The following is a 13,612-nucleotide window of genomic DNA, read 5'->3' on the forward strand; positions in this document are numbered from 1 at the left end:
TGCTCAACAATAACTGAGGGGCGGACCGTTTCGGTATCTCCCCAGTCGACGGCATAACGCACGTCGATAAAACGATAGGAAGGGACTTCATGGCCGAAAGTACAAAATCCGCAACGTTGACCATCGACGGGAACAGCTTTGAACTGCCGATCTATTCCCCGTCGGCGGGCCCGGATGTCATGGACATCCGCAAGCTGTTCTCTCAGGCGAATGTGTTCACATATGACCCTGGCTTCACCTCGACAGCGGCCTGTGACAGCACGATCACCTTCATTGACGGTGACGAAGGCGTGTTGCTGCACCGCGGGTATCCGATCGACCAACTGGCCAGCGAATCCCACTACCTCGAAGTGTGCTACCTGCTGCTGTATGGCGAACTGCCCTCTGCCGCGCAGCTGGAAGAGTTCGAAAATCTGGTGACCAACCACACCATGATCCACGAGCAGATGATCAACTTCTTCCGTGGTTTCCGCCGTGATGCACACCCGATGGCGATCATGGTCGGCGTTGTGGGCGCGATGTCTGCCTTCTACCACGACAGCACCGACATCAACGACGCGCACCAGCGCGAAGTGGCAACGATCCGTCTGATCGCCAAGATGCCGACGATTGCCGCGATGGCCTATAAGTACACCATCGGTCAGCCGTTCATCTATCCGCGCAACGACGTAGACTATGCCGGTAACTTCCTGCGCATGTGTTTCGCCGTCCCTGCCGAGGATTATGTCGTCGACCCGATCCTTGCCCGTGCGATGGACCGCATCTTTACGCTGCACGCGGACCACGAACAGAACGCATCGACATCGACCGTGCGTCTGGCGTCCTCTTCTGGGGCGAACCCCTTTGCCTGTATCGCTGCTGGCATCGCCTGCCTTTGGGGGCCCGCGCATGGTGGGGCGAACCAGGCATGTCTTGAAATGCTGAAAGAGATCGGCACACCGGACCGCATCCCTGAATTCATCGCCCGCGCCAAGGACAAGAACGACCCGTTCCGCCTGATGGGCTTTGGTCACCGCGTCTACAAGAACCACGACCCACGCGCGACCGTGATGAAAGAAAGCGCGGACGAAGTGCTTGAGCTGCTGGGTGTCGAAAACAACCCGATCCTGCAGGTCGCGAAAGAGCTTGAAAAACAGGCGCTGGAAGATCCGTATTTCGCAGAGAAGAAGCTGTTCCCGAACGTCGATTTCTACTCGGGCATCATCCTCGAAGCGATGGGTTTCCCCACGTCGATGTTCACGCCGATCTTTGCGCTGGCACGGACCGTTGGCTGGATCTCGCAGTGGAAAGAGCAGATCAGCGATCCTCAGCTGAAAATCGGGCGTCCCCGTCAGCTGTATCTTGGCGAAACACCACGCGACTATGTGGATATCGAAAAGCGCTGAATGTCAGTACATTAGTCAAAACGCCCCGCCCTCACGGCGGGGCGTTTTGCGTTTCACGGTGTGCTACCGCTGCCTGAAACCCAGGACAAAGAGAATCACCTGAAAGCTCGCCAGAAAGCGCCCCGTGATCAAAGCGCCTCTTTCCAGCCCACTGTTTCAACTCACTTTTCCCCATTTCGAAACCATAGGGTCCGAAATATGGCAGTTTTGTGTTGTTGTTTCCAAGCTGGGCATAATGGCCAAAATTGATTGACCAACCGCCCCGATCATCCCAGATTCATCGTCAATTCAGCGCAGGTTTACCCTGTGCGATGCACAGCAGACCCCAATACGCCCGCTGCCCCCCGCGGAAAGGATGACCGGATGAACGACCCTCGGCCTCGCCTGCAATGGGATAACGCGACCAGTCTAAGCTGCAAGACCGCACGACATCATCCCGCGCCGCAGGGATCGTTCGTGCATGATATCGAACAGAAATGTGACCAGATCGCGGTGGTCTATGACAAGGGCCAGACGCCGCCGCGGATCACGGTAAAGCAAGTGTCAGGCAGCGTTCACACGGTGCTCGCAGACGGGATAGCGGTGGCCGTGGTTGCCAGCGCCTCGCGTCCGACCCTCAACCCCGATGACGTGTTGCTGGTCGAACGCTCGGTCTAGCGGGATTAGCGGCCCTCGAAGCTCGCGGGACGTTTCTGCATAAAGGCCATCACGCCCTCTTTGAAATCACGTGATTGCCCGCATTTGCCTTGTTCCTGCGCCTCTAGCGACAGCTGATCCTCCAGCGTATTGTCCCAGCTGGCGCGAATGGCGTTCTTGGCAGCGGCATAGGCTGCGGTCGGTCCTTGCGCCAGATGCGCCGCCTTGGCACGCCAATGGTTGTCAAACGCGGCATCAGCCACGGCTTCCCAAATCATCCCCCAGTCATCCGCCTGACGGGCAGAGATTTTATCCGCGAACAAGGCCGCGCCCATAGCCTTGGCCGTGCCCATCTGGCGGGGCAACGTGTAGGTGCCGCCCGCATCGGGCATCAGTCCAATGCGCGTAAATGCTTGCAGGAAATAGGAAGATTCCGTCGCAAAGACCACATCCGCAGCCAGTGCAAGGTTCGCCCCTGCCCCCGCCGCAGGACCATTGACCGCGGCGATCGTTGGCACAGGACAATTGGTGATCGCCCGCAGCATGGGGCCGTATTCCTCGCGCAGGGTGCGTTCCAGATCCAGCGAGCCCTTGCTGCTGCTGTCGCTCAGATCCTGACCGGTGCAAAACGCACGACCGGCACCGGTGATGACCACACAACGCGCGTCCTTGCCCGCTTGGGTAAACGCGTGCTCGATCTCTGCCCGCATTTGCGTGGTCAGCGCGTTCATCTTGTCGGGGCGGTTCATGGTGACCACGGCCAGCCCGTCGGTCAGTTCATAGGTCAGGGTTTGATAGTCCATGGCGCGGGTTCCTCATCTAGATTTCCCCCGCACCTTACCCATACGACAGGCCACCGCCAGTGAAACCCCGCGTTATCGCTTCAGAATGTCGTCCAGCCGCGCCTGTTCTTGTGCGCTGAGCGGGGCCTGTTCGACGGACGGTGCCTTCGCACGACCGCGCAGGTAGCCAAACCCGACCCCTGCCGCAATCAACAGCATGAGCGGTCCTGCCGCCCATAACACCCAGGTCGATCCCCGCGCAGGCGGGTTCAGCAGGACATATTCACCATAGCGGTCGACGATATAAGCGACCGCCTCTTCGTCGCTATCGCCGGCCACCAGACGTTCGCGCAGCAGGATACGCAGGTCGCGCGCAAGGCTGGCGTTGCTTTCGTCGATGCTTTCGTTGCGGCACACAAGGCAACGCAACCCTTTCGACAAGCTGCGCGCGCGTTGCTCAAGTGCAGGATCCGAGAGCACCTCGTCCGGCTGCACGGCCCAGGTCGGTGCAACCGATAGCACAGGTGCTACAAGCAACATCAGGGCGAGGATCAGCGCTCTCATTGTGCAGCCACCGGTTTTGATTTCGCCGCCCCTGCCGCAACGCGGTAGCGCCGGTCCGAAAGGCTTAACACGCCACCAAGGGCCATTAGCGCGCAGCCGATCCAAATCCAGTTGGTTAGCGGCTTGACATAAGTGCGCACCACCCAGCCGCCATTTGCCTGTTCATCCCCGATCACAACATAGACATCGCGCAGCAGATTATAGTCGATCGCCGCTTCGGTCGTGGGCATCTGCGCAACGGGATAGAAGCGTTTCTCCGGTCGCAACTGCGCAATCTCTTCCCCGTCGTGGAACAGTGTCACGCTGCCGGTCGTCGCCGTATAGTTCGGCCCCTGGCCCTGGGTGACATCGTCCAGCTGCACGGTGTAGCGCCCCACATCGTAGGAGTCCCCCAGCGGAACGGCGCGGATGTCATCAATCGACCACGCCGTCAGGCCAGCCACCCCCGCCATGGTCACCCCAAGGCCGGCGTGGGCCACCATCTTGCCCCAATCCGCACGCGGCAACCGCCCAAGTCGGCGCAGCCGGTTACTACCGCGCCCCGTGCGCCCCCACAGGTCAACAACGGTGCCCATCACGATCCACGCACCCAAGAACAACCCGAGCGGACCCAGTAAGCTACGCCCCGACTGCATCGCGTAGGCCAATCCTCCAATCGCAATCGCCAATACGAAGGCGTAGCGTAGCGGCTTTAGCGCCCGCGAAATCACCGCACGCTTCCAAGGCATCGCCGACCCGATCGGCAGGATCAGCCCCAGCATAATCATGAAAGGTGTAAAGGCGGCGTTAAAAAACGGGGGGCCAACGCTCAATTTTCTGTCGAAGAACATTTCGGCCAGCAAGGGCCACATCGTGCCAATGAACACGACGAAACACGCAACGGCGAGCACTACGTTGTTTACCAGCAAAGCCGACTCTCGGCTGACCATGCTGAACACGCCTTTCGCCTCTAGCGCGCTGGCGCGCGCCGCGAACAGAACCAGCGCACCGCCCATGAAAAACGCCATGATCATCAGGATAAACACGCCGCGTTCGGGGTCATTCGCAAAGGCGTGGACCGAGGTTAGCAACCCGGACCTGACGATAAACGTCCCGATCAGCGAGAAGCCAAAAGCCAGGATCGCAAGCAGGATCGTCCAGCTTTTCAGGCTTTCGCGTTTTTCCACAACGATGGCGGAATGAAGCAGCGCTGCCGCCAGAAGCCAGGGCATAAAGCTTGCGTTTTCAACGGGATCCCAGAACCAGAACCCGCCCCAGCCAAGTTCGTAATAGGCCCACCAGGACCCGAGCGCGATGCCGATCGTCAAAAACACCCACGCCGCCAGGGTCCAAGGGCGCACCCACCGGCCCCAAGCAGCATCGATCCGCCCTTCGATCAAGGCGGCAACGGCAAAGCTGAAGGTCATCGAAAGGCCGACATACCCCAAATACAAAAACGGCGGGTGGAAGGCGAGCCCGGGGTCCTGCAGAAGCGGGTTCAGATCCTGCCCGTCAAAAGGTGGCGTCGCCAGCCGCAAGAACGGGTTGGATGTGAAAAGGATGAAGGCAAAAAACGCCACACCGATTGCGGCTTGCACAGAAAGAACCCGCGCCCGCAAAGTCGGCGGCAGATTCCCCCCGAACCACGCGGCCATCGCCCCGAATAGCGAGACAATGAGCACCCACAGCAGCATTGAGCCTTCATGATTGCCCCAAGTACCGCTGATTTTATACAAAAGCGGCTTCATCGAGTGGCTGTTCAACACCACCAATCGCAGCGAGAAATCAGAGGTGACAAAGGCCCACATCAACGCCCCAAACGCCAGCAATGTCAGGGCGAATTGCGCCCCGGCGGCGGGCTCTGCCACAGCCATCCACCCGGGCCAGCGTTTATGGGCACCGATCAGGGGCACGACCATCTGAACGATGGCAACGCCGAAGGCGAGGATAAGGGCGAAATGTCCGAGCTCTGTAATCATACCCCGATCATAGAGCGGAGCACCGCCCCATACCATGCCGATTCACCGCGAAATCACACGACTGTGCGCAGCAAAGCGTCGCAGGGTCCCCCCTTACCCAGCAACTCTGCGCCAGTTACCCCGCAGCCCTGCGCCAGTCCGCAAGCGCCGCGTTGTCCGATCTGTCGCGCACTGCGCTAGATACGCCTTCCAGATCCCGCACGGCCCCTTCTTCAACACCATTAACACGTAGCGTTTCCAGCTCTTCGATATGTCGCATCACCGTTGGTGTCTGCGCGATGGTGCGCGCGATAGAGCGTTGGAACTCTTGTGTTTTCACCTGATACCGCGCGCCAAAGTAGAAGGACACGACAACCCCCAGAAGCCACCACAACGGCTCTGGCACCAGCGACACGCCCTGCATCCGGCTGGCAAACCAGACCGGATCAACCATCGCCGCGATGAACAAGCCCAAGGTACCAAGCGCCAGCGCTGGACGCGGAAGCCGGTTCAGCCCGTCCATGAAACGGTCAAACCGTCCCTTGCGAGGCACAGCGAATTCCGCCCCAAATTGCACCATAGCCTGTTCCCGCGCGGTCGCATCACGGCCGGCCGTCTTTTCCGCATTGGCGCGAAATACCTCGACCGTGTCGCGCACCACATTGCGGCCGTCACCAAAGACCAACGCAAGCGCGGTATCAATCATCCCCATGCCGCGACCCTTTCGTTAAAGTCACGGATGCTCAGATGGTACCGCGGCGACATGAATTCCTCTGCCCGTTTGATCCATCCTCCCTTCTTTCCTGCCCTTGTGCGGGCGTATTTGCGACTTGCGGGGCGCTGATCCGCCAGCCCAAAGTAATAGTTACGCCGCGCCACGGCGTAGGCGTCCACCATCTGCGCAGGTGCAGCGGCATAGGCGCGCCCCGTAGCGCCAAGCGTTTGCGGTCCAAGCACCCCGTCCACGGCCACATCAAACCCCATATCTCTTAACAATCGCTGAAGAATCTTCACCGCATTCGCCCCCGCATTCACGTACATGTCGAAAACGGAGGGCTGGAGCGGACGGGGCAGCTGCGCGATCTTGGGTTTGTGGAAGTAATGGGTGATGAATATCTCGGTCGCTTGATCTTGAGTAAGCTCTTGAACATCGGCGAGATTTACCGCGCCGTCACGGTTCACATCCAGCCCCAGCCGACGCAGTGTGTGGATGGTGACGCCGTGGTTCGTTGCCCCGCCCGGATCATCGGGGTCATTCACAAAGCCCCCCTCACGCGCGACGATGGACTTTGCAATTTCCTCAACAGTTTGCATCAAATTGGCCCTTCCTGCAGGTTGCACTGCTGCAAGAATGACGTCTCAGATGTTAACGAAACCCGGCAGGCCCGTACGCATCACCCCTCGGGGGCAACATAAACGCCTTGCTCTTTCAGGGCGTCGACGACCTCTTTCGGCATGTAGGTCTCGTCATGTTTAGCAAGGATTTCCGTCGCTTCGAAGGTGCCGTTGATGTAACGCCCTGTCCCCACCATGCCTTGATTTTCCTCGAACAGATCGGGCAATACACCGCTGTAGGTCACAGGCACAGCCGCGCCGCCATCGGTCACGGAAAAGCGGATCGTCAGACCATCCCCGCGCACAAGGCTGCCCTCTTCAACGAGGCCACCGATGCGGAAAACCTCTGCCGGGCCGGGCGGTTCGGCGATCACCTGACTGGGCGCGCGGAAAAAGTTTATCCCGTCGCGCATGGCATATCCAATCAGCGCCGTGGACAGCACAAGCGCCACGACCGCGACGCCGATAATCTGGATACGCCGTTGCTTTTTAAGACTTTTCATGCGCCCTCAGGGAAATAGCGGAGCCATCATCAGCCCCTCGACCTCGTCAATACCTAACATCAGGTTGGCGTTTTGCAACGCCTGCCCGCTGGAGCCCTTGGTCAGATTATCGAGCGCGGCAACCACAATGGCGCGGCCGTCGATCCGGTCTGCCACCACGCCGATGTGACAGAAGTTCGACCCGCGAATATGGCGCGTGCTCGGGGCCTCCCCCATGGGCAGCAGTTCGATAAAGGGCTCGGCATCATAGGCCGCGGCAAGGGTTTTGTGGATCACCTCGGCGTCGCCTTTGACATAGACGGTCGCCAAAATCCCGCGGTTGGCGGGCACCAGATGCGGGGTGAACTGCACCTTGACCGGACGGCCGGCGATGGCGGAAAACTCCTGATCAAACTCACCCAGATGGCGGTGCGTCCCACCAAGGGAATAGGCGTGGTACCCCTCGGACAGCTCTGCATGCAGCAGGTTTTCCTTCAACGACCGCCCCGCACCGGACACGGCGCATTTGAGGTCAAGGATGATGTCGTCCAGATCAATCACGCCTTTTTCGATCAAGGGGCGCAGGGCGAACTGGCCGGTGGCGGCGTTACAGCCTGTACCGGCCACAAGACGCGCGGATTTGATCTCTTCGCGGTAGAATTCGGTGAGGCCATAGACCGCCTCTTTCTGCTGCTCCAGCGCGGCATGGGGGTTGCCGTACCACTTGGCGTATGCCTCGGGGTCGCGCAGCCGGAAATCTGCCGAAAGATCGACGATTTTCAGGTCTTTAGGCAGGTTCGCAATGACCTCTTGGCTGGTCTTATGCGGCAAGGCGCAAAAGCACAGGTCAATGTCCGAGAAATCGATCTCTTCAATGGTGACCAATGCGGGCAGGTCGAGATGACGCAGGTGTGGAAACACCTCTGCGATGGTTTGCCCCGCCTTGGAGTTTGCCCCCAAAGCTTTGATCTGCATAAAGGAATGGCCAGCGATCAGCCGGATCAGCTCGGCTCCGGTATAGCCGGAGGCACCAAGAATGGCGATATTATGGGTCATGTCGGGTTCCGTTCGGAAAGTGTTAGAAAATACGTGTTAGGCCGCTTGAAAGGTCAACGGTCGTCGCAAGAATTGCGTGGCACGGCTGCTGACCTTTTTGGGGTCGCCCGTGGTCAGGAAAGCCGCCTCGCCCGTGCCCAGCATATTGGGGTGACGCTTTAGATAGTCGCTCAGACTATGGGCGACCAGATTGGCTTGGCTGAACACTTTGACATCGGGGCCAAGCGCGTCCTGAAAGGTTTCCTGCATCAGCGGGTAATGGGTGCAGCCCAGAATGGCAGCTTCGGGCGCGGGCATCTTGCGTTTCAGCGCGTCCACATGGCTGCGCACCAGCGCTTCGGCGAGGATGAAATCACCGTCCTCGATCGCATCCACGACACCCCCGCAGGCCTGCGCTTCGACATCGACGCCGATCGCCCGAAAGGCCAGTTCACGCTGGAACGCACGGCTTGCCACTGTTGCGGGCGTCGCAAACAGCGCCACGTGCTTTAGATCCACCTCGCGCGGGGGGGAATTGTCGCCCCATTGGCGTTCTGTCATCGCCTCGATCAGCGGCACAAAGACGCCCAACACGCGCTTGTCCGACGGGATCCACCCTTCCTGCATCCGGCGTAGCGCCGCGGCAGAGGCCGTGTTGCACGCCAAGATCACCAGATCGCAGCCTGCATCGAACAGACGCTGGGTTGCAGCAGTGGTCAGGTTATAAATGTCATCCGCATTACGCACACCGTAGGGCGCATGGGCGCTATCGGCCAAATACACGAAATCCACATCCGGTAGCTGTGCCTGCACGGCATCCCAAACGGTCAGCCCGCCTAGCCCAGAATCGAAAATACCAACTGCCATAACACCTTGCCGTCACCTGTCGGCACGATGCCGATCTTCAAATTCAAACCCCAGATCAAAGGATTTTGCCGGGTCTGGTGACAACTCATACGTCGCTTTGCGCAGGAAATCCATCATAGCTTTTGCGTCTTTTGCCATGGGGTCCAGCACGTTTCTGCCGATGGGGTCGCCGATGACCACGCGCACGGGCGTGTCGACCCGTTTGCGGAATTCCTTGATCAGCAGTCCCATGCGCAGGGTGTGATGCAGATGGCTGGCAATCTGGAACAGGCGGCTGGTGTGGCCGTCGAAGTAGATCGGCACGACGGTGGCATCCGATTTCGCGATCATGCGGGCGGTAAAGCTGCGCCAGCCCGGGTCCATAGGGCGCGAAAACGGCCGTGCGCTGGTGCTGACGGTGCCCCCCGGAAAGATACCAACCGCGCCACCCTGCCCCAGATACTCCAGCGCGGTCTTGCGCGTGCGCAGGTTCAGCGCCAGCGCGGCCTTGTCCTCGTCAAAACTGATCGGCAGCAAATGGCGGTTCAGGTCGGGCGCGCGGTTAAAGACCGAATGCGCCATGATCTTGAACCCGTCCCGGCGGCGCGCCAACATATGCCCCAGCATCAACCCGTCCAGAATACCGTAAGGATGGTTCGCCAGCGCGATGACAGGCCCCGTTTCAGGGATATTCGCCAGACTGCCGCCCACGACGTCAAGCGTCAGCCCATAGCGCTGCACCATCACGTCAAAGAACCCCATCCCGCGCGCCATGTCGTCTTCATAGCCGGTTGCGCGTTTCATCAGCCCCAACCGCCCTGTGCTATTCTCCATCAGCCGGATGAAGGCACGCGCGGGCCGCGACTTGGCGGAATAGGCATAGCTGATGTCACGCGCTGTCAGAGGCCGAAGATCGGGCTGCAAGAGGGTCAAGGTCGGTTCCTTTTCACGGGCTTTGCTTTGCCCTCTAGCAGTGGATCATGACAGTCGCGTGACAGTCAGCCTATTCTGCCTACTCTGCCTATTCAGCCTACTCTGCCGCGCGCGAGGTTTGCGCGCCCCCTGACCGGATCACGGCCAGCAGCTCTTCGCGCCGCTTTGCGGCCTTGGCTTCATTCGCCTGTTTTACCGGACCAAAGCCGCGGATCTGCAAGGGAAGCTCTGCCAAGGCGACAATCGCGTCATGGGTTGCGTCGGTCAGCTTGGGCAGAACATCCTTCATGTCGGCCTCGTATTGCGTGATCAAGGACCGCTCCATCCGGCGTTCGTCGGTACGACCAAAGGGATCGAACGGCGTGCCGCGCAGGAACTTCATCCGCGCCAGCATGTTGAACGGCCCCTCCATCCACGCGCCAAAGGTCCGTTTCATCGGACGGCCATCCGCGCCAGTTTTCGACAGGATCGGTGGCGCAAGGTTGAAGGTCAGCTTGGGATCCCCCTCAAAGGCCTCTGCCACTTTGGCGCGGGTGGATTTCAACAGGCGCGCGACCTCGTATTCATCCTTATAGGACAGGAGCTTGTGGTAGCCCAAGGCCACGGCCTCTTTCAGGCGCGCGTCGGTAATGCTGTCCACCATGGTGCCATAACGCTTCGCCAGCCGCTTGCCCTGATAGGCGATCAGGTGGTCCTTGCGGAAGGCGATCCGTTCATCCAGCGTTTTCGGCAGGGCGACAACATTGGGTGTCATCACGCGCTTGGCATCTTCGGGGTGCAGCACGGCCCAACGGCCCAGTTCAAACGCACGCAAGTTCCGCGCGACCGCGGCACCGTTCAACGTGATCGCCTGTTGCAAACTGTCCAGCGACAGCGGGATCAACTCCTGCTGCCAGGCCGCGCCGAAGATCATCATGTTTGAATAGATCGAATCCCCCAGCGTCGCCTTCGCCAGATCAGAGGCATCAAACAGCGCGACGTCATCCTTCAGCCGCGCCTCAAGCGCGAGGGTGAGCCGGTCGTAGGGCATCTGGAACTCGGTATCGCGGGTAAACTCGCCCGTGATGATCTGGTGCGAGTTCACGACCGCCCCCGTCCGCCCAGCGCGCGTCAGGCCAAGCGTCTTGGTCCCGGCAGAGACAACAAGATCACCCCCGATCAACGCATCCGCTTCACCCGTTGCCACGCGAATGGCACTGATGTCTTCGGGACGGTTTGCAATACGGCAATGGATATGTACGGCACCGCCCTTTTGGGCAAGGCCTGCCATCTCCATCATCCCAGCGCCCTTGCCGTCAATCTGCGCGGCTTGCGCCAGCACGGCACCGATGGTCACAACGCCGGTCCCACCGACACCGGTGATCACCACGTTATGCGTGCCATTGATCGCAGGCAGGGTCGGCATGGGCAGGTCGGGAATCTTGACCTCTGTCGTGGGGTCCTTGCGGATCTTGGCCCCTTCCAGCGTCACGAAGGACGGGCAGAACCCTTTGACGCACGAGAAATCCTTGTTGCACGAGGATTGATCAATCGCCCGTTTGCGCCCCAGTTCTGTTTCTTCGGGCACGATCGAGACGCAGTTGGACTGCACACCACAATCCCCGCAGCCTTCGCAGACATCGGTATTGATGAACACGCGCTTGTCGGGATCAGGGAACAGCCCCCGTTTGCGACGGCGACGTTTCTCGGCGGCACAGGTCTGGATATAGACGATAACGCTGACGCCTTTATGTTTGGCGAAATTCTCTTGCACGGTCTGAAGGTCTGCACGCTCGTACATCGGCACGTCGCCAAAGGCTTTTTCGTCTACGTCTTCTTTCTCGTCATAGACCACGGCGATATTCTTGACGCCCATGGCCTTCACCTCTGCCACGATACGCGGCGCGTCCAGATCGCCTTCGTTGTGCTGGCCACCGGTCATGGCAACGGCATCGTTATAAAGGATCTTGTAGGTGATGTTCGTCTTGGCCGCGATGGCCGCACGGATCGCCAGATTACCCGAATGGTTGTATGTCCCGTCCCCGAGGTTCTGGAACACATGGTCGCGTGTAGAGAACTTGGATTCACCGATCCAGTTCGCACCTTCCCCTCCCATATGGGTAAAGCCGGTTGTCTCGCGATCCATCCACTGCACCATATAGTGGCAACCGATCCCGGCGTAGGCGCGGCTCCCCTCTGGTAGCTTGGTTGATGAGTTATGCGGACAGCCCGAACAGAAGTAGGGCACACGCGCAGCGATGTCTTCGGCGTTGTCGGCACGACGCGCGGTATCCAGCGCTTCCATACCCGCCTTGATGCCATCGGTCGTCCGGCCTTCCTCGATAAAGATACCGCCCAGCTTTTCGGCAATCCAGATCGGGTCCAGTGCGCCACGGGTGGGGAACAGCTCTTCGCCATGCTCCATCCCGGCACCACCGCCTTTGTGCCAGCCATAGACGCGGCGATGCGTATCCGAGAACAGCGCCTCTTTGATCTGCACCTCGATCAGCTTGCGCTTCTCTTCCACGACGATCACCAGATCGAGCCCTTCGGCCCAGGAATGGAACCCCTTCATATCCAGCGGGAAGGTCTGCCCGATCTTATAGAGCGTGATCCCCAGACGTTCGGCTTCGTTCTCGTCGATGTTAAGCAAGCTCATGGCGTGGATCACATCCAGCCAGTTCTTACCGGCTGCCGCGATGCCGATCTTGGCCCCGCGCTTGCCCCACATGCGCTTGTCCATTTTGTTGGCATGGCTGAACGCTTCGGCGGCATATCGTTTATGGTCAATCATCCGCGCTTCTTGCAGATGCGGCGTGTCTTGCAGACGAATGTTCAGCCCACCGTCCGGCATATCGAACTGCGGGGTGACCAGCTTCATTCGGTTCGGGTCACCATTCACGACCGATGTCGCCTCTACGGTGTCCTTCATCGTCTTGAGCCCGACCCATAGTCCGCTGAAACGGCTTAGCGCCCAGCCGTAGATACCGTAATCAAGGATCTCCTGCACACCGGCGGGGCTGACGACGGGCATATAGGCATCCACCATCGCCCATTCTGACTGGTGCAACACGGTAGAGGATTCACCCGTATGGTCATCCCCCATGGCCATCAGAACACCACCGTTCGCGGACGAGCCCGCCATATTCGCGTGACGCATCACATCGCCAGAGCGGTCCACACCCGGGCCCTTACCGTACCACAGGCCAAACACACCGTCGTACTTCCCCTCACCGCGCAATTCTGCCTGCTGGCTGCCCCATAGGGCCGTAGCGGCAAGGTCTTCGTTCAGGCCTGGTTCGAACACGACGTTATGCGCGGCCAGCGTCTTGGCGGCGCGGTCCATCTGAAGGTCAACGGCCCCCAGTGGCGATCCACGATATCCGGTCACGTATCCGGCGGTATTCAACCCTGCCGCCTTGTCCCGTGCCGCCTGCATCATCGTCAGGCGCACCAACGCCTGTGTGCCGTTCAGCAACACGGGCGATTTCTCGAGGTCATACCGGTCAGTTAGTGAAATTTTTTGCGTACCCATAGCGCGTCCTCCCCTACGTGCAATCAATAGCTATGGCATCACACTAGGTCACAAAAGCTGACCTGTCTAGCGTTGTGTCTGACCCTAGGTCATAAAGCGCCAAGACGCGGGGCTTGATCTTTTGCCCCTTCGCCCGATCTATCCGTGATAAGATAACCGCACA

The 13,612-nt window shown here is 59.7% G+C and carries 12 protein-coding genes; 2 read left to right on the top strand and 10 right to left on the bottom strand.

Annotation, left to right across the window (positions count from 1 at the left end):
* The first annotated feature begins 89 nt into the window (after positions 1–89).
* Together gltA and AB1495_RS00120 are read left to right on the top strand one after the other, a co-directional pair.
* A complete protein-coding gene (gene gltA, locus AB1495_RS00115; protein WP_037944428.1) occupies positions 90–1,385 on the top strand; it encodes a citrate synthase in 1,296 nt (431 codons plus the stop codon).
* Positions 1,386–1,748: 363 nt separating this feature from the next.
* Positions 1,749–2,042, top strand: coding sequence for a hypothetical protein (locus tag AB1495_RS00120; protein WP_005853859.1), 294 nt, complete (start codon positions 1,749–1,751; stop codon positions 2,040–2,042).
* Between the two features lie 5 nt (positions 2,043–2,047).
* Here AB1495_RS00120 and AB1495_RS00125 read toward each other — a convergent pair whose 3' ends face one another.
* The 10 genes from AB1495_RS00125 to AB1495_RS00170 form a co-directional block, all read right to left on the bottom strand.
* Positions 2,048–2,824, bottom strand: a complete 777-nt coding sequence (locus AB1495_RS00125) for an enoyl-CoA hydratase-related protein (protein ID WP_009824814.1) — start codon at positions 2,822–2,824, stop codon at positions 2,048–2,050.
* A 72-nt stretch (positions 2,825–2,896) separates the two neighbouring features.
* Positions 2,897–3,367, bottom strand: coding sequence for a cytochrome c-type biogenesis protein (locus tag AB1495_RS00130; RefSeq protein WP_009824815.1), 471 nt, complete (start codon positions 3,365–3,367; stop codon positions 2,897–2,899).
* Positions 3,364–5,325, bottom strand: coding sequence for a heme lyase CcmF/NrfE family subunit (locus AB1495_RS00135; RefSeq protein WP_074634381.1), 1,962 nt, complete (start codon positions 5,323–5,325; stop codon positions 3,364–3,366). Before AB1495_RS00135 ends, AB1495_RS00130 begins: the two co-directional genes overlap by 4 nt.
* A 115-nt stretch (positions 5,326–5,440) precedes the next feature.
* Positions 5,441–6,016 (bottom strand): holin family protein, encoded by a 576-nt coding sequence (locus tag AB1495_RS00140; RefSeq protein ID WP_074634382.1) that lies wholly within the window; start codon positions 6,014–6,016, stop codon positions 5,441–5,443.
* Positions 6,007–6,618 (bottom strand): holin-associated N-acetylmuramidase, encoded by a 612-nt coding sequence (locus tag AB1495_RS00145; protein WP_074634384.1) that lies wholly within the window; start codon positions 6,616–6,618, stop codon positions 6,007–6,009. Before AB1495_RS00145 ends, AB1495_RS00140 begins: the two co-directional genes overlap by 10 nt.
* Before the next feature lie 80 nt (positions 6,619–6,698).
* Entirely contained in the window at positions 6,699–7,142 is a 444-nt protein-coding gene (gene ccmE, locus AB1495_RS00150) for a cytochrome c maturation protein CcmE (RefSeq protein WP_074634386.1), read from the bottom strand.
* Between the two features lie 6 nt (positions 7,143–7,148).
* Positions 7,149–8,177: an N-acetyl-gamma-glutamyl-phosphate reductase gene (argC, locus tag AB1495_RS00155; RefSeq protein WP_074634387.1), complete on the bottom strand. Its 1,029-nt coding sequence runs from the start codon at positions 8,175–8,177 to the stop codon at positions 7,149–7,151.
* A gap of 36 nt (positions 8,178–8,213) precedes the next feature.
* Positions 8,214–9,023 carry a glutamate racemase gene (locus AB1495_RS00160; protein ID WP_005853874.1) on the bottom strand — a complete coding sequence of 270 codons (810 nt, stop codon included), beginning with the start codon at positions 9,021–9,023 and terminating at the stop codon, positions 8,214–8,216.
* Between the two features lie 12 nt (positions 9,024–9,035).
* A complete protein-coding gene (locus AB1495_RS00165; RefSeq protein ID WP_051843964.1) occupies positions 9,036–9,935 on the bottom strand; it encodes a lysophospholipid acyltransferase family protein in 900 nt (299 codons plus the stop codon).
* A gap of 97 nt (positions 9,936–10,032) precedes the next feature.
* Positions 10,033–13,449, bottom strand: a complete 3,417-nt coding sequence (locus AB1495_RS00170) for an indolepyruvate ferredoxin oxidoreductase family protein (protein ID WP_074634389.1) — start codon at positions 13,447–13,449, stop codon at positions 10,033–10,035.
* Positions 13,450–13,612 lie beyond the last annotated feature (163 nt).

Origin of the sequence: Sulfitobacter pontiacus (assembly GCF_040790665.1) — a bacterium.
In the GTDB taxonomy this organism is placed as follows: Bacteria; Pseudomonadota; Alphaproteobacteria; order Rhodobacterales; family Rhodobacteraceae; genus Sulfitobacter; species Sulfitobacter pontiacus.